A 20,062-nucleotide genomic window follows, 5' to 3' on the forward strand; every position below is an offset into this window, starting at 1 on the left:
CGCACTGGTTCAGCACACTGTATGTCCCTTTTCTGGCTCAGAGTCGCGGTTTTTCTGTACGGTCTGGCCGCGCTCGCCGTTCTTCCCGCAGCGCTCTATGAACGGCCCAGGTGGCGTCATGTGGCCATCCCGACGGCAACGGCTGCATTCTTCTTTCACTTCGTCTCGTTGGCGGAGATGCTGAATGCCGCGCATCATCGCCTTCCTGTCGACGCGCATGAGTTGCAGGTGCTCGTGGCATTGCTCCTTGCAGCAGCTTTCCTGACGGTCTACTGGCGATACGGCACAGTCTCGCTCGGCGTTTTTGTCCTGCCCATCGTCTTTCTCTTGGGATTGATCCCGGCGTTTGCTCCCGATCAGCAGCAGGCAGGTCTTGTTTTGAATAGCAGCATCTGGATCTTTCTCCACATCGCGTTAATTCTGGCGGCGTATGCCGCACTCTTTCTGAGTTTGCTTGCATCGCTGCTCTATCTCGTTCAAGAGAGGCTATTGAAGCAGAAGAAACCAGGAATTCAGTGGCTGCCGCCGCTCGAAACTACCGATCAGATAGCCCTCAAAACGTTGCTGTTCGGCTTTCCCTGCATGACTGCAGGCCTGCTGATCGGTTCCTTGGTCGCGCAGGCGACGATTGGGGCAAGCTATTTCCGTGACCCGAAGATTTTGCTCGCCTTCGGGATGTGGCTAGCCTATGTAGTGATGATCTTCATCCGCCGCCACTCCGGACTGCGCGGACGCCGGGCGGTCTATCTCTCGAGCTTCGTCTTCCTCATCATCCTCACCGTCTGGGCTGCAAATCAGTTCAGTGCCGTCCACAGGTTTACCGCGCCATGAGTCAGGCCAGACAAATCAGCCTTGTGCTGCTCGGAGTCAATCACAACACCGCCCCCATCGAGGTGCGGGAGCGGTTGGCGATTCCATCGGGCAGCCTCGCCGATGCGACGCGCACGTTGGTGCATCAGCCCGGTATCCGCGAAGGGCTGATTCTATCTACCTGCAATCGTGTCGAGTTGGTCACGCTCCAGGAGGATTCGTCCGAATCCGATGGCAAGGCGGATCTTTTGCGCTTCCTGCACGAGTATTTCAGCGTACCGCCAGGAGAGATTCAACCACATCTTTATGAATTCCGAGAGCGAGAAGCGGTCAGGCACCTCTTCCGTGTCGCCAGTTCGCTGGACAGCATGGTCGTGGGAGAGCCGCAGATTTTGGGACAGGTCAAGGAATCCTACACTGTCGCACGAGAGGTCGGGGCAGTTGCGGGCAACCTTGAGGGACTTTTGCAGCGGGCGTTTACCGTGGCAAAGAGAATTCGTAATGAGACGCAGATTGGCTCTAGTTCTGTTTCAATCGCTTCTGTCGCTGTAGATCTTGCATTGAAGATATTTGGTTCCTTGGAGGGCAAGACCATTCTGTTAGTGGGCGCGGGCAAAATGTCGGAGCTTGCGGCACGGCACCTGATTCAACAGGGAGCATCGACTATCCTAGTCGCTAACCGTACACAGGTGCGTGCCGAGAAGATTGCCGAAGAGCTTGCTGGCCCGAAAATTCATACAGAAGCTATTGCATTTAGTGATCTCCACGCCCAGGCGGCGCGCGCCGATATCGTGATATCGAGCACCGGCTCCTCTGAAAAGATATTCCATGCGTCACACGGGCAGCACTTCCTGCAGCAGCGTCGGAACCGCCCGATGTTCTTTATCGACATTGCCGTCCCGCGCGACGTAGATCCCGGCCTGAACGAAGTCGAAGGATGCTTCGTCTACGATATTGACGATCTGCAGCAGGTTGCGCAGGCTAATCTTGCTGACCGCGCGCGTGAGGCGGAGGTAGCTGAGAATATCGTCAGTAAAGAGGTCGACAAGTATCAGCAGCGGCTGCAATCGCGTGACGCGGTGCCTGCTATTGTTGCGCTGCAACAGAACGCGGAGGCGATCCGTGTGGCCGAGTTAGAGCGACTGCAATCGAAGATGGCTGGTTTGACGCCGCAGCAGCGCGAGGCGGTCGAGGCGCTGACACGGTCGCTGACGGCGAAGCTGCTGCATCCGCAGTTGGTCGCGCTGCGCGAAGCGGCACGCTCGAAGGACGCGGAGTAGGGAACCATTCAGCAAGGGGTTTCGTATTCTGGATTCATTCGTATTTCTCAATTTTGAGGTTCCATGAGCAACGTGCAGCACAGTTCCGAAGACATAATCCGTATCGGCAGCAGGGGCTCTCAACTCGCACTATGGCAGGCCAATCACGTCATGGAGGCGCTTCGCGCCGCCGGGTATCGTGCCGAGATTGAGATCATCCGCACGACCGGTGACCGCATGCAGCAGCCAGGGTTCGTCCCGCCCGCAAACCTCGATGGCAAGGGTATCTTCATCAAAGAAATCGAAGAGGCGCTCGAACAGGGAAGGATCGACTTGGCCGTCCACAGCTTGAAGGACCTGCCTACTGAGCTTGCTCCACAGTTCACGCTCGCTGCGATTCCCAGGCGTGCTGACGCGCGCGACGTGTGGGTGTGCGAGCAGTATTGGGGACTCCACACACTGCCTGAGGGGGGGCGTATAGGCACCACCAGTCCACGTCGCCGCGCACAACTGCTCGCGCTGCGTCCAGACGTGCAGTTTGTCGAAGTGCGTGGAAACATCGACACCCGCCTCCGTAAACTCGAAGAGGGCCAGTGCGACGCGCTCGTGTTGGCTGCCGCCGGCCTTGATCGTCTCGGACGCACGGAGAACGTCCATTATCGCTTCCGTCCGGATGAGCTTTGTCCCGCGCCAGGTCAGGGTGCTCTTGCGATCGAGACGCTCAGTGCCTCTAGCGCGCGTAACCTCTTCATCCGCGATTCAGTCGCGTTTCTCGACCACGCTCCGACACGCTTTGCCGTGGAAGCGGAACGCGTGGTCCTCGACGCTCTGGGCGGGGGCTGCTCGCTCCCAATCGGTGTGCATTGTATTCCTCCATGCGAAGACAACGGCAAATGGCGCATGATCGCCCAAGTGGTCGCTCCGGACGGTGAAGCCGTAGTGACGGTCGAGGCCGAAGCCGCGCATGCCACGGATCCTTGTGCGCTGGGAGACCAGGTAGCCGACGAGTTGAAATCCCGAGGTGCGCTCGACTTGCTTGCCTCCACAGCCTGAGTCGAGCACAATTGAGTACCGAGCCTCCGGTATGGACGTGCCTCCCCTCAGCCAAAGACGCATCCTGGTCACACGCACGCGGCAGCAAGCCTCGGAGCTTGCCGCACGTCTCGAATCACTGGGCGCGTCTGCCATTCTCATTCCGACGATAGAGATCGTTCCGCCAGAATCCTATTCCGCGCTCGACACAGCCTTGAGCAAACTTGATCGCTACAACTGGCTGCTCTTCACCAGTGCAAACGCAGTGGAGGTATTTCATCGTAGGTGGGACAGGGTATCCATTCCACCTCGCATCGCCGTCATTGGACCGGCCACGGCGCACGCGGTCGAGTCACTTGGACTTAGAGCCGACCTGATCCCCGAGCGCTACGTCGCCGAATCGCTGGCCTCCGAGCTTGCACCCTACGCCGCGAAGTCGCGAATGCTGCTCGTGCGTGCCGCAGAGGCCCGCGACGTTCTCCCTGAGACCCTCCGCGCCGCTGGTGCCGAGGTCACCATCGCGGAAGCCTATCGCAACCAGATTCCTGCCGGATCGGTTGTGGCGCTCCAGTCGCTCTTTGCTGACGCCAGTTCATTCCCCGATGCGATAACGTTCACCAGTTCTTCTACCGCGCGTAATTTATTCACCTTGCTTGAAGCAGGAGGGATAAAACTGCCAGAAAAGATCATTCGTGCGTCTATCGGTCCAATTACGAGTCAGACGCTGCACGAATTGGGACATCCACCGCACGTCGAGGCTGCAAGCCATACGATTCCTGCGCTCGTGCAGTCTCTTGTAGTGCACTTTGCCGCCTAAGCAACAAGCTCAGTGCGAACTCCACGTCTTGTCCGGAGCATTGCATAGCTTTTCCAGTGTGCAGTCCGCACACTTTGGTTTACGGGCGACGCACACCTGGCGGCCATGATGGATTAGCTCATGTGAAAAAGCGATCCAGCGGTCTTGCGGGATAATCTTCATCAGGTCTTGCTCGACTTTTTCAGGCGTAGTTTGCTTCGTCAACTCCAGGCGCTTCGACAACCGCATAACGTGCGTATCGACAACAATTCCTGCCGCGATTCCATACCAGGAGCCGAGCACGACGTTGCCAGTCTTACGAGCCACGCCTGGCAGCCGCAGAATCTCTTCCATCGTCTGCGGAACTTTTCCGCCGAACTCTTCAGTCACGACACGCGCCGCACCCTGGATTGATTTGGCTTTGTTGCGGAAGAATCCCGTCGTACGGATGAGCGATTCGATCTCGGGCAGGGAAGCAGCGGCCATTGCTTTCGGTGTTGGGAATGCCTTGAACAGCGCGGGTGTCACCATGTTCACACGCACGTCTGTGCATTGTGCCGAGAGGATCGTGGCGACGGTCAATTCCCATGCGTTGCGATGATGCAGCGCGCAGACCACGCCGGGATAGGTCTTCGCCAGCACATCTAGAATCGCCTTCACGCGTTCAGGCGCAAGAGGGTTCTCCCGCTTCGATGACTTCGCCGTCTTTACTGTCTTCGCCGGGGCCATCGTTATCCCAGTCGGTCCAGCATCTCTGTGGCAGACATCCGGACGCAGCTAAACACAGGTGTGTCTTTCAGGGTATACATGCTGGCCTCGGTCTCGCGTAACTGCTGTACAAGGTCAAGGAAGTCGTCCGGAAAGTTTGTCTCAAACGCGACGACGAACTCCTGATCGTCCAGTCCAAACGAGTAGGTTGTATTCAGCTTCACGCGCGGATACGAAAGCCCCACGCGGATATGCTCATCCATCAGCCGCTTCCGTTCATCCATCGGCAGCAGATACCACGGTCGCGTCTTCCAGAAGGGATAAATGAAGATGTACTTCTGCCCGCCGGGGCGAATCGCGCCGCGTCCTTCACCTTCGCTTTCATCGGGACGGCCAATCTGGTACTGCGAACGTTTCGTCATTGCGAGGAAATTGTGGGGTACCGTGAGGTATCCACCCAGCGAGGTGCCAAGCAGTTCGCTGCGCATCAGGTTCAACTCATCAACTGCATAGCCGATCGTCCACACGCACATGTCCACGTCGCCGCGTGTACCTACGGTCGAGTAAGTCACTGAAAGAAACTCGCCAGGCTTGTTCCACTTTTCCAGCACCTCGGCAAACTCGGCTTTATGTGCGGTTTTTTCGGTAGCGGGCAGACGTTTCCACTCGGGCAGCACTTTGTAGAAGCTGAAGCAGACAATCTGGCGCTTAACCGCGGGCTTCGAGGGGTCGTGCGAAGCGGGCGCGTGGCTCGTAGCAGGCCTTCCCGTCTTCGTCGCTGGAGCAGCATCCGGTTTTCCGTGCGCGGTTTCGGTTCCTTCAACAGCAGCTTCTGGCGCGACATATGTGTTCGTCATGGCAAATCTCCTTGCACTTCCATGCTAGCGCATCGCCGATGATCGTCTGCGCGCCCGTATACTCAAACTGCATGTCCGGAAAACTCATCGCAATCCTCGTCGGCCTGATCGCCAGCGGAGGCTACGCCAGTGTGGTACTGCTGATGGCTATTCAGTCGGCTTGTATCCCTATTCCGTCGGAGGTCATCATGCCTCTGGCTGGATACGCTCTGGCGCACACGCAGTGGGATCTCATCCTACTCGCCACTGTCGCATCACTGGCATCCAACCTCGGATCTATCCCTGCGTACTGGGTGGGCGCATGGGGCGGACGCCCGATGGTCGAGCGCTACGGCAGCTACTTGCTTCTGAGCCGTCGCGACCTTGATCTCGTCGATCGCTTTTTTGCCCGCTACGGCTCACTTGCTGTGCTCATCGGAAGAATGTTGCCCATCGTCCGCACGTTCATCGCGTTCCCCGCGGGCGTGGCGAAGATGAACCAGCTTCGCTTCCACATCTACACCTTCATCGGTTCGTGGCCTTGGTGTTACGTGCTCGCGTACGTGGGGATGAAGCTCGGCGCGCAGTGGAACACAAACCCACAGTTCCAGGCCATCTTCCATCGCTTCCATCTTGTAGTGGAACTTGCCATCATTCTGGGGGCAGTGTGGTTCGCCGTCTCGCACTGGAAGAACCGCATTTGCGTCGAAAAAGCGTAGTCGTGGCGCGAATGCAAGTTATCGCTAAAGGCGCGAAAACAGTGGGTTTTGTTTGCATGCGTGCTTTTCCGTGAGTGATACTAAACCTTCCGTTCCACGGAAAATCGCATCACGGAAGGGCACGCATCCTCATGTCTACACCCGGAGCCGCCAATGAAGCAGCGGCCAGCATCAAGCCAGCAAAAGGAAAACTCGGTATTATGATTCCCGGCATGGGCGCGGTCGCGACCACGCTCATCGCCGGCGTCGAAGCGGTTCGCCGTGGACTTGCCAAGCCCATCGGTTCGCTCTCGCAGATGGGAACGATCCGGCTGGGCAAGCGCAACGAGGGTCGCAGCCCGCTGATTAAAGATTTTGTCCCGCTCGCCTCGCTCGACGATGTTGTCTTCACCGGCTGGGATATCTTCGGCGGCAACCTCTACGATGCCGCGCGCACCGCTGAGGTGCTTGAACGTGACCAGCTCGACCAAATTCGCCCATTTCTCGAATCCATCGAGCCGATGCCTGCGGCGTTCAACCAGAACTATGTGAAGCGGCTCACTCCCAAGAAGATTAAGACTGGTAAGAATAAGTGCGACCTAGCCAACCAGATTCGCAACGATATTGCCGAGTTCAAAACCAAGACGGACCGACAGGTGATGATTTGGGCTGGTTCGACGGAAGTCTTCCTCGAGCAGTCGGCAGTGCACCAGTCGCTGGCGGCGTTCGAAAAGGGACTCGTCGAAGACGATCCAGGCATCTCGCCTTCGATGCTGTATGCGTGGGCCGCGCTTAAGGAAGGCATTCCGTTTGCGAACGGGGCGCCAAACCTGACAGTGGACATTCCTGCGCTCAATGAGCTTTCGCGCAAGATGAACGCGCCTATTTGTGGCAAAGACTTCAAGACCGGTCAAACGTTCATCAAGACCGTGCTCGCGCCAGCATTCAAGACTCGAATGCTGGGGGTCAGCGGATGGTATTCGACCAACATCCTCGGCAATCGAGACGGCGAAGTGCTCGATGATCCTGATTCGTTCAAGACGAAGGAAGAGTCGAAACTCGGCGTGCTCGATGTCATCCTCCAGCCAGAGTTGTATCCCGATCTCTACAAGGACCTGTACCACAAGGTCCGGATTAACTACTATCCTCCGCGCGGTGACAATAAGGAGGGCTGGGACAACATCGATATCTTCGGCTGGCTCGGCTATCCGATGCAGCTCAAGGTGGATTTCCTCTGCCGCGATTCCATTCTTGCAGCACCGCTCGCACTCGATCTATGTCTCTTCATGGACCTGGCTGCGCGGACGCCTTCGCTGCGCGGACTGGGCATCCAGGAGTGGCTCAGCTTCTACTTCAAGGCGCCGGATTCGGCTCCGGGTGTCTATCCGGAACATGATCTCTTCATCCAGTCGATGAAGTTCAAGAACACGCTTCGCCACATCATGGGCGAAGATCTTATTACGCATCTTGGGCTGGACTACTACACCCATGCCGAGTAGCTTCGGGACTCTGTCCGGCGCAGAGTTTTTGCGCCGTACGGGGCGGGTACCCCCTCCCCGTACTTAGGTACTAAAGTATTCGAAGTAAATGGGATAGGTATAAGCGATTTGTGCACGTTTGATGCCATTCTCTATGAAAGCAGAAAGCCCGGCGGGTCGCCGGGCTTCTCTTTTGCTCTTAAGTTAAGGCTATCAGCAGTGTCAAGAGTGGTTGTGGAAATCAGCTGATGATTCCTTCCTCGCCTTAATCCATTACCTCCATCAGGTGCTGCCAAAGGACTTTGGTCCCGGCATCGGTTTTGGCGGAGATGGGAAGGATTTCGTCAACCTCGTGTGCCTGCCTGAGCGCGGCGAGCGACTTGGAGAGCACGTTGTTCGAGAGACGGTCAGCCTTCGTACCCACGACGAGGAATGGACGCTGCATCTGCTTGAAGAAGGTGATGAGCTGGGTGTCGCTGGCCTGCGGCGGAATGTTTGTATCGACCAGGCAGATGGCGAGCGCGAGTGTCTCGCGCTCGGTGAGGTACGGTTCGATGAATTGTGGCCACTCAGAGGAGATGGACTTCGAGATCTTTGCATAGCCGTAGCCGGGCAGATCGGCGAAGATGAGCGAGGGCTGCGCCTTCTGCTTGCTGCCTGTGCCCTCGTACAACGCAAAGAAGTTGATTGAGCGTGTGCGGCCAGGTGTCGACGAGGTATGTGCCAGCTTTGCGCCGAGCAGGGAATTGATGAGCGACGACTTACCCACGTTCGAGCGGCCAAGAAAGGCTACCTCGGGCGCGTTGGCGGTCTTCGATTCGGAAGGGAAGTGAGCGACATCGGTCGCTGAGAGCATGAAGACAGGGTTTAGTCGCATAGAGTCAGTCTATCGCTCGAAGCAATGGATACCTTGCCCTAAAACAAAAGAGCGCCTGCCTCGCGGGAGGTAGACGCTCTGTGGGTAAAGTTTGAGTGGTTAGCGAGTGACGGTGACTGGGGCAGTCAGACGGAAGGTGATGACAGACTCGGAGGGGATCACGACATCCTTGTTCCCCGTATAGGCTGCGCCAGCGGTTCCTGCGCCCGCTCCAATGAGTCCGCCAATCAATGCACCTTTGCCACCTCCGGCAAGTCCGCCAATCAGTGCGCCTGCGCCGCCGCCGCCACCGATCATTGCGGCAGAGCGCTTACCCTTGCCGGCTGCTGCCTTTTCGTATTCCGAGGTGCTCACGGCGACGCCATCAATGGAAGCGACCTGAATGCCAAGATCACCCGCTCCTTTGAAGCGGCCACGGCCTTTGGCTGCGACAACGGTTCCATTTACACGAGCGCCGCGCTTGAAGATGACGGATCCATCGGCACTCTTGATGGGCTCGGACAGGGAGCCTGTGAAGCCATCTCCTACATTGTTCCGGCTGGCACTGAGTGTCTGAGTAATGCTCACTTGTACTCGCGTTCCTGAAGGGGCGGTCAATCTTACAGGGGCCGGAGCGGCAGGCACAGGCTGGGCCGCTGGCACGGGGGCGGACGCGGCGGTAGCTGGAGCAGAGGCTGGTGTCGCTGCAGACCCAGAAGCTGGAGTCGAAGCTGCTGCTGGTTGCCCTGCCTGAGCAGGTGTCGCAGCAGTTGAGGGAGCAGCAGCAGTTGGCGAGCTGCTCTTGCATCCGCCTAGTGAGGCAACAACAGAAAGTGTCAGTGCTGCCGTAAGGGTCATAGATTTCATGCGCATCATGTCGTCTCCATAACTACATCGCTGAATGTAAACGCAAATATAACAGGATGTCCGAATAGATTATCTTTTGAGCGAGAGAGTTGCTTGGTTACCGCCAATCAGATATTTAGGACAGAAAGCTGGAGTGAAAGAAGAGAACCAAGTCAGTTAATGTATGGGATGAAAACAATCTTTCTAATCGTAGGCGGTAAGCGGGAATGAATATGAAGAGCAACATGAAGAAATGGCATGAGATGGGAAGGCTGTCTGAAGGGTGATGTTGTTCCTCTTCGGGAATTTAATGACCCAAAAGTGTCACGTCCATTTTCTAAAGTGCCATAAGGATTTATGCTCCATTCGCGCAAAGGTCGAGTATGCTCCAGAGTGAAACAGCCGTACCTGACTGCCGATGCGGGGATGGCCCGTTTATAGGCAGTCTGAATGCCATAGTTATTTTGATCTCTGCGGTAGAGTTTTTGAGACCATGAAATGAACGTAGTTGAACACCAATCGTTCCCGAGTCCGCTCCAAACGCTCTCCCCTGGTCGCTCTCCGATAAGCCGAGCCACCTGTCCAGTCAAGCAAACCGTAGCAATCATTTTTCCGGAGGGAACACCGATGAATCGCAACATCTTTGCCCGACTATCGGGCACTCAACGAAGTTTGGTCGCGCTGCTGGCGTCAGCCGCCATGCTGACAGCCGGTTGCGCCAACATGGCGACCGTGCCGTCGAATGTTGACTCGCTGCATTCGAATGCTACGCTTAGCGGGAAGGTGCACGGCGGTAATCAGCCAGTCTCCGGAGCTACAGTGAATCTGTATTTTTCGGGTCAAGCGGATAACTCAGTCGCGACTCTGGCCGCTTCAACAACGACATCCAATGATGGTACGGGCTCATTTAGTTTTACTGCAAATGCAAGTTCGCCTGACGATGGGTCGACCAATACGTTTTCCTGCCCCACAAACGTGGGGTCGCCGCTTGTCTATGTTGTAGCCAAGGGTGGTAACACGCTGAACAACGGAGATAGCAGCGTCAATAACAGCGCTGCGGCGTTTATTGCGGTCTACGGTCTTTGCGACACCCTGACGAACGGCTCTTTTGTGGACATGACCGAGTTGTCGACTGTGGCTACAGTAGCCGCAGTTCAGCAATTCTTCGATCCAAGCAATGACTCTATTTCTTTTGACGGCATCGGCCAGGAGTACCACGCCGTAGCCAACATTCCGAACACCATTGCTCTGATGGTAAATTTCAGCACCGGGACCGGAGTAAACTCGACGGTAATTCCGGCGGCTTCAGGCAACGGTGTGTCCACGGTCTCCGTCACTGCCACTCCTGAGGCAAGCAAGATCAATACGATTGCTGACGCGATTTCAGCCTGCGTAAACAACGCTTCGTCTTCTGCAAATGCCTGCAATACGCTGTTTGCAAGCGCCTTGCCACCTTCCACATCTGTCACCAATCCGGTCAGTGGCGCCAACTTTCCGCCAGCAACGGATGTCGTGCAGGCGACATACTATATCCTGAGCAACCCAACGAACGGCAACACCACCAATCTGCAGAATATCTATACACTGGCCACGGGGGTTGGTGCACCGTATCAACCTACTCTGGTAACAGCTCCGAGCGACTGGACAATTGCTATCAATTATTCCAGCCTCAGCAACTGCGGCACGAATTCGGGCGGTTTTATCAGCAGCCCATATGACATCAACATCGATGGGTCAGATAACGTCTGGATAGCAAACTCTCAGGCTTCAGGAAATTTGTCCGAGTTGACTAAGGCCGGAGCAGCGGGCGCGTGCGTCTCGCTGGGCAATGGCGGCTCTAATGGTTCAACCATTGACACTGCGGGGAATGTGTGGCTTGCGACCGCGTCGAACCATATCTATCGTTACAATCCAAATGGCACTGTCACAGACTTCCCCACGTCTGTGGCTCCGTTGGCAGTCACAGCGGATGGTCTGGGCAATGTGTACTTTACATCCTCTTCTACCTCGTCGCTCTATGAGATACCCGGGGCCGCAACAGCGGCGACGGCCGTCACCCCAGTGCAGATATCGAGTGTGGTCGGCCCCAACCCGATCCGCATCATGCCCGACTATCAGGGCAATGCCACGCAAAGCAATATCTGGGTCTCTTCGGGTGCTGGTTACGTAGCTGAAGTTTCGCCAGGTACGTCAGGGCCCAATCCGCTGAATGGTTTCTCAACAACAACATACCCCATTGGACATGATGCTTATGGCCTCGCCGTTACATCAGGAGGCGATGTGGTGGTTTCATCGCAGGGAAGCGACAACTACCTCATCTATCTCAGCAAGGCGAACAGCTACAACGAATTATGGACCAGCGCTTCAGGCTTTGGGGGAATCAACACTCCCACCGGTATCAGCCTTGATGGAAGAGGCAATATCTGGGTTCCGAATAACACCAACGTCTCCGGAGCTATAGGCAGCGTTAGTGAGGTGAGTGCCAACGGTACTGCTCTTTCGCCCGCAGGTGGCTTCCAAAAGAGCAGCTCGTACTTCTTATCCGGCCGCGCGTCGGCAGTTGACCAGGTTGGTAACGTGTGGATTGTTGGTGATGGTGCAAATTCTATTACGGAGGTCGTTGGAGCCGGTGTTCCGGTTTATCAACCGTTCTCCCAGGGCCTTAGCAATGGTCGTTTCCAGACCATTCCGTAACCTGTTCTCAACCAATAATGAAAGGCCCCGGATTAACTTCCGGGGCCTTACTTTTTTAGATATCAGGTCTGCTGATTTATTGCTCGGCGAGAGTGAAGACGCGCTCCATTGGGACCCACCACTGGTCTGCTTTGGATTGGGGGAGTTGCTTCTGGAAGCGGTGCATGATCGTCTCCCACTCCTGCACTTTTTGGTTGACTGCGTCCGCGGCCGCTTTGGCTTCGAGCGAAAACGAGTCGCTTACGTCCATAATCATGAACATTCGTGTGCCAAGCAGATATATCTCCATATCTTCGATCCCCGCATCAAACAGGCTCTGTTTGACTTCGGGCCATATCTTGACGTGATAGCGCTTGTATTCAGCGATTGCCGTTGCATCATCCTTCAGATCGAGAGCCAAACAGTGGCGTGGCATGAGTTCCTCCGCATCTTATTTCGAAAGTGCTTTTCAAACAGAAAGCCAAATGAAGAGTATCACTGTAGGCTAAAGGTGCTAAGGCGCTCTCTTACCGTTTCACAAACCGCAATTTCCGGCTTGGATAAATAATCTTTTCGCACTTTAGCCAAAAACCGGTATGCTTATTCGAGTACAGGATTGTTTCAGCCTATGACAGATAGTTTTCGCCTGGAAAATAAATTAGCACTTGTCACTGGAGGAGCCAGCGGCATCGGAGCAGCAACCTGCCGCGAACTGGTTCAGGCTGGCGCGCATGTGTATATTGCCGACATTAATCTGGCCGCCGCACAAGCATTAGCTGACGAACTGATCAACGCACAGCCTGTCGCTATGGATGTGACCAGCTCAGCATCGATTGCATCAGCCCTCAATGCTATTGGGCAGTTAGACATTCTGGTCAACAATGCCGGTATCGGCCTGGTTGGCGACATTACCCGCACCAGTGAAGAAGACTTCGAGCGGGTCATGAAGGTAAACGTCAGCAGCGTCTTTCTCGTTACGCAGGCGGCGTTTCCTAAACTGCTTGCTGCACACGGCTGCATTGTGAACATTGGATCGGTTGCCGGTTCAGTTGGAGTCAAACAGCGCCTTGCCTATTGCACGAGCAAGGGTGCGGTGCAAGCCATGACTCGCCAGATCGCAGTTGATTACCCCAAAGAGCTGCGCATTAACTGCATCGCTCCGGGCACTGTTCAGACCCCATTTGTTGAAGGCTATCTGGAGAAGTATCACAAACATGAGAAGGAGAAGGTTCGTGCGGAACTTGTCGCACGTCAGCCCATCGGGCGCCTTGGTACTCCTGAAGATATTGCTTCACTGGTTCGATATCTCTGTTCCCGTGAAGCCGAATTTATCAATGGCGCTGTGATTGCGATCGATGGTGGCTGGAGCGCAGCCTAAGTCTGCAAAAGTTTTGTATGAAAGGGAAGCAGTTGAACGAGACCCACATTACCGCTGTCCGTGTCATCGACCTACGGTTCCCCACGTCGCGTAGCCACATCGGTTCCGATGCGGTTAATAAAGACCCAGACTATTCGGCGGCGTACTGCATTCTTGAGACGAATACGGGGCTCGAAGGGCATGGACTCACCTTTACGTTAGGCCGTGGCAACGATCTCGTTGTTCAGGCTGTGCGATACCTCTCTCGCTATGTAGTCAACCGTTCTCTCGATTCGATCACGAGTGATCTTCGCGGCTTCGCACGCCAGCTTACCGATGACACACAATTTCGCTGGCTTGGCCCGGAGAAGGGCGTCATTCATCTTGCTACTGGAGCGATCCTTAACGCGGTTTGGGACCTCTATGCGCGTGTCGAAGGCAAACCTCTCTGGAAGTTGCTGGCGGAGATGGAGCCTCGGGAGCTGGTTAAAGCGATTGACTTTCGCTATATAGATGACGCGCTTAACGAGCAGGAGGCGCTTGACCTGCTCACGGAGCGGCGAGATTGCCAGAAGACGCGGCTTGCGCTACTTGAGCGTCAGGGATATCCGGCTTACACCACTTCAGTTGGCTGGTTCGGATATAGCGAAGAAAAGATTCGCCGTCTTGCGCGCGAGGCATTGGCCGAAGGGTGGACGCACTTCAAATTAAAAGTGGGAGGCGAACCGGCGGACGATTTACGCCGTGGCCATATCATTCGCGAAGAGATCGGTTGGACGAACAAGATGATGGTGGACGCCAACCAGAAGTGGGGAGTGCTTGAAGCGATTGAGCGCACGCGCCAGTTGGCTGAGCTTAAGCCGTGGTGGATGGAAGAGCCTACCAGCCCCGACGATATTCTTGGTCACGCGCGCATTCGCCACGAAGTTCCGCAGGTGCGGATTGCTACCGGCGAGCATGTCCACAACCGCATCATGTTCAAGCAGATGCTTCAGGCCGGAGCCATCGACGTACTCCAACTCGACTCCTGCCGTGTGGCTGGCGTCAACGAGAACCTGGCCATCCTATTAATGGCTGCAAAGTTTAACGTTCCTGTCTGCCCTCACGCTGGCGGTGTCGGGCTGTGTGAGTATGTCCAGCATCTTTCCGCGTTCGATTACCTCTCTGTCTCCACATCGCTCGAAGATCGGGTCATCGAGTTTGTCGATCACCTCCATGAGCACTTCCTCACACCTGTCCATATCCGGCAAGGTCACTATCTTCTGCCTATGGAACCGGGTTACAGTATTCAAATCAAGCAAGATTCGCTGACGCAGTTTGCTTATCCAGACGGCGAAATCTGGCAGGAAGCTTTTGAGGAAGCAAGGAGCAACGGCAGAGCATGAAGCTGGTCACATTCACGACAAGTACCAATCCACATCCAACGCCAGGCGCACTCGTCAACGAAAATGAAGTGGTAGATCTGACTGCGTTCGGCCATGCATCCGTCCTTGCATTTATCGAGGCAGGTGAGCAGGCATTTGTCGATGCACGCGCCAACATGGCGAAGCTCTCGCGTCTTCCGCTCGCCGGGGTTAAGCTTGTAGCTCCTATCCCACGTCCGCCGCGCATCTTCGCCATTGGCCTGAATTATCAGAAGCACGCTGCCGAGTCGAACATGCAGGTGCAGAAGGTTCCCACCGTTTTCTTGAAGCTCTCAAGCTCCGTTGTTGGTCCGGAGCACCCAATTATCCTCCCCAGAATCTCCACTCAACCCGACTACGAGGCCGAGTTCGCTGTTGTCATTGGCAAACCTGGCTATCAAATCCCAGCGAATCGCGCGATGGAGCATGTCTTCGGCTATACCATCGTCAACGATGTCAGCGCGCGCGACATTCAGCTAGCGACCTCGCAGTGGACGATGGGGAAGTCGTTCCCGACGTTTACGCCGCTTGGGCCCGCGATTACAACTGCGGACGAAGTTGCGGATCCGCACAATCTAGCCATCTCACTTACCATCAATGGCGAGACGCTGCAAAGCTCCAACACCAATGACCTCATCTTCAAGATTCCCGCTTTGATCGAGCACCTTTCGAGCCTTACACCGCTCGAGGCAGGAGACATCATCAGCACCGGAACTCCTGAAGGAGTTGGTCTCGGCCGCAAACCGCAGCGCTGGCTTAAGCCTGGGGAGGAAGTCGTGGTCACGATTGAGAAGCTCGGTTCGCTCCGTAACCGCACGCAAGCCGAGTAGAGCTAAACGACGACGACTCGTACCTGCTGTTGCCGGAATGCTTCGACCAGTTCAGGGTCTACGCCATCATCGGTGATGATCGTGTGGATCTGTCGGGTTGAGCAGACGCTATTTGACGAAACCATCCCGAGCTTACTCGCGTCAGCAACAGCGATGATCTGTTTGGCGTGCTTGACCATCTGACCGAGAATCAGAGCTTCATCAGATTCAATCACAGTCAGGCCATGCTGCGGATGAATCCCCGTCGCACCTACGAAGAACTTGTCGAAGAACAGACGCTGCAGCGAGTCATATGCAGTTGCTCCGACCATGGAGAACGATCCTGGCCAACGGATTGAACCACCTGTCAGGGTCACGCGCGCATGGGGCAGGCTTGAATACTCCATACCGATGTTCACTGCATTGGTGACGATGTGAATGCCTTCGCGATGGCGCAGACTCCGCGCTACCTGTGTTGTCGTTGTGCCAGGCGAAATGGCGATTGTGTCGCCCTGGTCGACCATTTCAGCCGCAGCAATGGCGATACGACGCTTCTCATCAGCAAACCTCTCTTCGCGTAGGGGAAACGCAGCATCAAAGCGAAACGGCTCGTAAGTCATCTTGCCGGCCAGTTCGACGCTGCCATGGGTGCGGTGTACGAGACCGCGCTGCTCCAGCTTGATCAGGTCTCTTCGTACACTAGCCGGCGATGCGGACACGGCTGATGCAAGGTCGTCCACATTGCTCTTTCCGGCCTGAAGTAAAAGGTGCAGTATCTGGGTTTCACGCGCTTGCGTCTTAGCTGCCATCACGGGTCCTTTTGTTGGGAAAGCTATGTCAACAGTATGTCAAAGAGGCGACGAAAGTGAAGATTCATCTGCCATCCTAGCTTTCTATTGAACAAAATCAATCAATTTCTTCACTATTTGTGATATTTTGATTGACAAATGAGCATTTGAGTTTTTATTCTCCGCTACAGAACCCAGACCAGAGCAATTGGTGGGATCAGTGCGAATGCTGATGTCCCGGTTGCCGCGCAGGTCTATTTCGGAGATTTTCCATGGTTTACGTCATTTTGGAGGCAGCATGAAGACAGCACGGTATCGCAGATATTTCAGTTGGCTATTAGCCATAGTCACGGTGGCGGCAATTGTGGCGATGCCTGCTGCCTGGTCGCAGACTGTGACCGGAAACATTACAGGTGAGGTCACCGACTCTACCGGCGCCGTTATCCCTAATGCCCAGGTCGTCGCAGAAAATGCAGGCACGGGTGTAAAAACCGAGACCTCAACGAATGCCGCCGGTGCGTATACGATCCGCTTTCTTCCAATCGGTCAATACCAGGTCACTGTGAAGGCAAGTGGATTTGCGCCCCAGACTCTTCCGCAGTTTTCTTTGGAGATCGCTCAGACAGCGAAGTTCAATGTGCAGTTGAATGCCGGAAGCGTGGCGACGACGGTGCAGGTATCGGCAGAGACGGTGCCGATCCTCAATACCAATGACGACACACTGAGCAGCACCTTTACCGCTAATTCAATCCAAAACTTTCCATTGAACGGCCTCGACTTTTCCGCGATTACGCTTTACGTTCCCGGCTCTGTGAGCACGGCCGGTACAAGCGGAACGACCAGCATCGAGCGCAGCACCTACTTCACGGACACGATCAATCTCAACGGTAACCGCGCCCAGGCGAATAATTACACACTGGACGGCATCGACATGAACGAGACGTTCAACAACTTGATTTCCTATAGTCCCGCGCCGGATGCGCTCCAAGAGATCAAGGTGCTGGCTGCAGACACTCCGGTGGATTATGGCAATGTGAATGGAGCCGGAGTCGCGAGCGTTCTCAAGACTGGTACCAATAGCTTTCATGGCTCACTCTACGGCTATGTCCAGGACTATAGACTGAACGCCAACTCATGGCAGAACAAGAATCAAACCCCCGTCATCGCGATCAATCCGTTCTCCCAGGACCAGTTCGGCGCAACGCTCGGTGGCCCAATCAAGCGCGGCAAGTTGTTCTTCTTTGTCGACTACCTTGGCTCTCGTCACCACGTTGGTGGCATCGGCTCTGAGAGCGTATTTACGCAGGCAATGCGCAACGGCGATTTTTCTGTTCTGTTGCAGAATGGAAATTCAAAGCAGCTGTACGATCCGCTGAATGGCTTTATGCCATATGCGAACGATCAGGGAATTGCAATCGCTAATCCTGTAGCGAAGTTCTTGTTTGCGAATCCCAAGTTGTATCCCCTACCGAATGCGACACCGACCGACGGAATTGTACGCAGCAATTATCAAGCTCCGCAACGTAGCTTCAACGCTAACAATCAGGGCGACATCAAGCTCGAATATGATGCCACCACAGAGGACCGGTTTACTGGCTTCTATTCCATGTCTACGGCATACGATGGAAATACCCCTGTGTTGGCCATCAGCTTTAATGGAGTGAATTTGTACCCAACCAAGCTGTTTGGCGTGAACTGGGTGCACACGTTCTCATCGGCGCTGATTAACTCTGCACGCATTGGATTCACGCGCACGGTCTGGGCACAGAATTTCTCGATCGACTCGACCGGCCAGTTTGGAGATTCAGGCAATTCCAAAGTAGGCATTGGCTTTCCGAACCAGGCGTACGCCGGATATTCGGGCCAGAGTATTGGCGGCGGCATTTTTGCGGGTGGTAATCCAGTCTACGGTGGTGGCCTGATCGACAACACATACAGCTATATGGACGACCTGACATGGCAGCACGGCCGCCATTTGCTGAGCGTTGGCGTCCAGGCACTGCGCTATCAGAACAACTATCCGACGGCCAATAACAATGGCTATCTTGGATCGCTCTCGTACAACGGCAACTTTACCTCAAGCCCCAACGATAGCAACTCCGGTTATGGCGGAGCGGACTTTTTGCTGGATCGTGTCAGCTCAGTCGCCGCGACGCTGGCCAGCGTGAATGTCGGACAACGCCAGTGGCGCATTGCTGGATACATCAACGATGACTATAAGTTGCTTCCCAACCTTACTGTGAACATTGGGGGCCGCTATGAGATCGACGAGCCGTGGGTTGAGTCGAACAACAAGACTGGAAATATCGACGAGGCCACTGGCCAAGTGCTATATGCGCATGTTGTTCCCGCGGGAGCGCCGGCAGGGTCGGGGCTGTGCAGCAATCGCGGCTGCTACGACTATAGCTTCCACCAGTTCATGCCGCGTCTTGGGTTCGCATATCAGGCGACTCCTCGGTTAGTGGTTCGCGGAGGCTACGGCGCGAGCAGCTTCTTTGAAGGGAACTCCTCCAATCAGCGTTTGACGTCGATCACTCCCTTCATTCAGGCCATCAACGTCAACTTAACCCAGCCGACATTGACCGATGTACCAACGCCTCTGACTGCAGAGACAGCCTTCCAAAATCCCAGCAGCAATGGAGGTACGTTCAACGTCTATCCGAAGAACATCCAGCCAGCCTATGTGCAGGAGTGGAACCTGACGACGGAGTATGCGTTGAGCAGTTCTCTGTCGCTACAAGTTGGGTATCTCGGAGAGCAAGGCCAGCATATCGAAGACTACGGCAACCTGAACCAGTATCGGGTCAACGGAGATCCGACTTCGGCGCCGTATTACAACAACAAATACATTGGCGTGAATTCGGCCCTGGGCATTGGATCGAACTCACTACTCGTTACGGAGTCGCGGGCGATGATGAACTACAACGCCCTCCAGGCCGTTCTGCGGCAGCGACTGAGCCACGGGCTCGAATACACACTGAACTACACGTATAGCAAAGCTATGACGAACAGCCTCGGTAACTATGGGTTGGAGGTTAACGGCTTTAGTGGCGCGTTTCAGAACTACTATGACAGCGCGGCAGACTATGGTCCAGCAGGCTATGACGTGAGACACAACGTGTCCGGCAATCTAACCTATGCGGTGCCGGTTGGCCGCGGTCAGTTGTACCTGAACGGTGTCAACCGCATTGTTGACGAAGTTATAGGCGGATGGAGGTTGGGCGCGGGCTGGGTAGCATACTCTGGCTTCCCTGAGACGCTGACCACCAGCGCCAACAACAACTCCAACAGCTATGGCAGCGTGCGGCCGAATCAGTACAGGAAACTGAAGATCGTCAATCGTTCCATCGACAACTGGTTTGGTACTGATCCATCGGCAACGCCCTGTACGACCCCGGGAGTGGACAATGGTGTCTGTGCCTTTGGCGCTCCAGCGACGAACACGTTCGGTAGTTCCAGGAATGGCGCTGTTCGTGGCCCAGGCTTCCTCGACGCTGGAATTTCGGCGATGAAGGACTTCCATACCTATAGAGAACAAGTGATCGGCTTCCGGTTCGATGCGTTCAATGCGTTCAATATTGTCAGCTATGGAAACCCAGACACGGGCATCAACGATACCAGTTTTGGTCAAATAGCTCAGCAGAATTCGATACGGTCAACGGAGCGGCATCTACAATTCTCCGCACATTACCGGTTCTAACTAACCTTGCATG

At 55.3% G+C, this 20,062-nt stretch carries 18 protein-coding genes; 12 read left to right on the forward strand and 6 right to left on the reverse strand.

The window, feature by feature from the left end; all coding sequences use genetic code 11:
* Positions 1 to 21 precede the first annotated feature (21 nt).
* The 4 genes from ccsA to IEX36_RS03080 all read left to right on the forward strand — a co-directional run bounded on the left by ccsA (position 22) and on the right by IEX36_RS03080 (position 3,918).
* The gene (ccsA, locus tag IEX36_RS03065; RefSeq protein ID WP_188757849.1) at positions 22 to 831 is read left to right on the forward strand and encodes a cytochrome c biogenesis protein CcsA; all 810 of its coding nucleotides are present in this window, start codon (positions 22 to 24) and stop codon (positions 829 to 831) included.
* The gene (gene hemA / locus IEX36_RS03070) at positions 828 to 2,090 is read left to right on the forward strand and encodes a glutamyl-tRNA reductase (protein ID WP_188757850.1); all 1,263 of its coding nucleotides are present in this window, start codon (positions 828 to 830) and stop codon (positions 2,088 to 2,090) included. Before ccsA ends, hemA begins: the two co-directional genes overlap by 4 nt.
* 63 nt (positions 2,091 to 2,153) lie before the next feature.
* Positions 2,154 to 3,122 carry a hydroxymethylbilane synthase gene (gene hemC, locus IEX36_RS03075; protein ID WP_188757851.1) on the forward strand — a complete coding sequence of 323 codons (969 nt, stop codon included), beginning with the start codon at positions 2,154 to 2,156 and terminating at the stop codon, positions 3,120 to 3,122.
* Between the two features lie 31 nt (positions 3,123 to 3,153).
* A complete protein-coding gene (locus IEX36_RS03080; RefSeq protein ID WP_188757852.1) occupies positions 3,154 to 3,918 on the forward strand; it encodes a uroporphyrinogen-III synthase in 765 nt (254 codons plus the stop codon).
* A gap of 9 nt (positions 3,919 to 3,927) precedes the next feature.
* On the opposite strand, the gene nth is transcribed toward IEX36_RS03080, so the two are convergent.
* Together nth and IEX36_RS03090 are read right to left on the reverse strand one after the other, a co-directional pair.
* Positions 3,928 to 4,626 carry an endonuclease III gene (gene nth / locus IEX36_RS03085; RefSeq protein WP_188757853.1) on the reverse strand — a complete coding sequence of 233 codons (699 nt, stop codon included), beginning with the start codon at positions 4,624 to 4,626 and terminating at the stop codon, positions 3,928 to 3,930.
* A 2-nt stretch (positions 4,627 to 4,628) separates the two neighbouring features.
* On the reverse strand, positions 4,629 to 5,462 hold the full coding sequence (locus tag IEX36_RS03090) for a chlorite dismutase family protein (RefSeq protein WP_188757854.1): 834 nt from the start codon (positions 5,460 to 5,462) through the stop codon (positions 4,629 to 4,631).
* Between the two features lie 71 nt (positions 5,463 to 5,533).
* Between IEX36_RS03090 and IEX36_RS03095 the strand changes: the two genes are divergently transcribed.
* The gene (locus IEX36_RS03095; RefSeq protein WP_188757855.1) at positions 5,534 to 6,160 is read left to right on the forward strand and encodes a DedA family protein; all 627 of its coding nucleotides are present in this window, start codon (positions 5,534 to 5,536) and stop codon (positions 6,158 to 6,160) included.
* Between the two features lie 131 nt (positions 6,161 to 6,291).
* Positions 6,292 to 7,638, forward strand: coding sequence for an inositol-3-phosphate synthase (locus tag IEX36_RS03100; RefSeq protein ID WP_188757856.1), 1,347 nt, complete (start codon positions 6,292 to 6,294; stop codon positions 7,636 to 7,638).
* A 244-nt stretch (positions 7,639 to 7,882) separates the two neighbouring features.
* On the opposite strand, the gene yihA is transcribed toward IEX36_RS03100, so the two are convergent.
* Both yihA and IEX36_RS03110 read right to left on the reverse strand, forming a co-directional pair.
* Entirely contained in the window at positions 7,883 to 8,494 is a 612-nt protein-coding gene (gene yihA, locus IEX36_RS03105; protein WP_188757857.1) for a ribosome biogenesis GTP-binding protein YihA/YsxC, read from the reverse strand.
* A 99-nt stretch (positions 8,495 to 8,593) separates the two neighbouring features.
* Positions 8,594 to 9,061 (reverse strand): hypothetical protein, encoded by a 468-nt coding sequence (locus tag IEX36_RS03110; RefSeq protein WP_188757858.1) that lies wholly within the window; start codon positions 9,059 to 9,061, stop codon positions 8,594 to 8,596.
* Positions 9,062 to 9,171: 110 nt separating this feature from the next.
* Here IEX36_RS03110 and IEX36_RS03115 point away from each other — a divergent pair, with 110 nt between their 5' ends.
* Both IEX36_RS03115 and IEX36_RS03120 read left to right on the forward strand, forming a co-directional pair.
* On the forward strand, positions 9,172 to 9,324 hold the full coding sequence (locus IEX36_RS03115) for a hypothetical protein (protein WP_188757859.1): 153 nt from the start codon (positions 9,172 to 9,174) through the stop codon (positions 9,322 to 9,324).
* 622 nt (positions 9,325 to 9,946) lie between these two features.
* Positions 9,947 to 12,013: a hypothetical protein gene (locus tag IEX36_RS03120; RefSeq protein ID WP_188757860.1), complete on the forward strand. Its 2,067-nt coding sequence runs from the start codon at positions 9,947 to 9,949 to the stop codon at positions 12,011 to 12,013.
* Positions 12,014 to 12,089: 76 nt separating this feature from the next.
* Here IEX36_RS03120 and IEX36_RS03125 read toward each other — a convergent pair whose 3' ends face one another.
* Positions 12,090 to 12,428, reverse strand: coding sequence for an L-rhamnose mutarotase (locus IEX36_RS03125; RefSeq protein WP_188757861.1), 339 nt, complete (start codon positions 12,426 to 12,428; stop codon positions 12,090 to 12,092).
* 192 nt (positions 12,429 to 12,620) lie between these two features.
* On the opposite strand from IEX36_RS03125, the gene IEX36_RS03130 reads away from it, so the two are divergent.
* From IEX36_RS03130 to IEX36_RS03140, 3 genes are read left to right on the forward strand one after another with little or no spacing between them, the layout of a single operon-like run.
* Positions 12,621 to 13,370 carry an SDR family NAD(P)-dependent oxidoreductase gene (locus IEX36_RS03130; protein ID WP_188757862.1) on the forward strand — a complete coding sequence of 250 codons (750 nt, stop codon included), beginning with the start codon at positions 12,621 to 12,623 and terminating at the stop codon, positions 13,368 to 13,370.
* 17 nt (positions 13,371 to 13,387) lie between these two features.
* Entirely contained in the window at positions 13,388 to 14,734 is a 1,347-nt protein-coding gene (locus IEX36_RS03135; protein WP_188757863.1) for an enolase C-terminal domain-like protein, read from the forward strand.
* Entirely contained in the window at positions 14,731 to 15,582 is an 852-nt protein-coding gene (locus IEX36_RS03140) for a fumarylacetoacetate hydrolase family protein (RefSeq protein ID WP_188757864.1), read from the forward strand. The genes IEX36_RS03135 and IEX36_RS03140 overlap by 4 nt, the downstream gene beginning before the upstream one ends.
* A gap of 2 nt (positions 15,583 to 15,584) precedes the next feature.
* Here IEX36_RS03140 and IEX36_RS03145 read toward each other — a convergent pair whose 3' ends face one another.
* Positions 15,585 to 16,370, reverse strand: coding sequence for a DeoR/GlpR family DNA-binding transcription regulator (locus IEX36_RS03145; RefSeq protein WP_188757865.1), 786 nt, complete (start codon positions 16,368 to 16,370; stop codon positions 15,585 to 15,587).
* A gap of 277 nt (positions 16,371 to 16,647) precedes the next feature.
* On the opposite strand from IEX36_RS03145, the gene IEX36_RS03150 reads away from it, so the two are divergent.
* Positions 16,648 to 20,049, forward strand: a complete 3,402-nt coding sequence (locus IEX36_RS03150) for a TonB-dependent receptor (RefSeq protein ID WP_188757866.1) — start codon at positions 16,648 to 16,650, stop codon at positions 20,047 to 20,049.
* Positions 20,050 to 20,062: the final 13 nt, after the last annotated feature.

The organism is Edaphobacter acidisoli (genome assembly GCF_014642855.1).
Taxonomy (GTDB): Bacteria; Acidobacteriota; Terriglobia; order Terriglobales; family Acidobacteriaceae; genus Edaphobacter; species Edaphobacter acidisoli.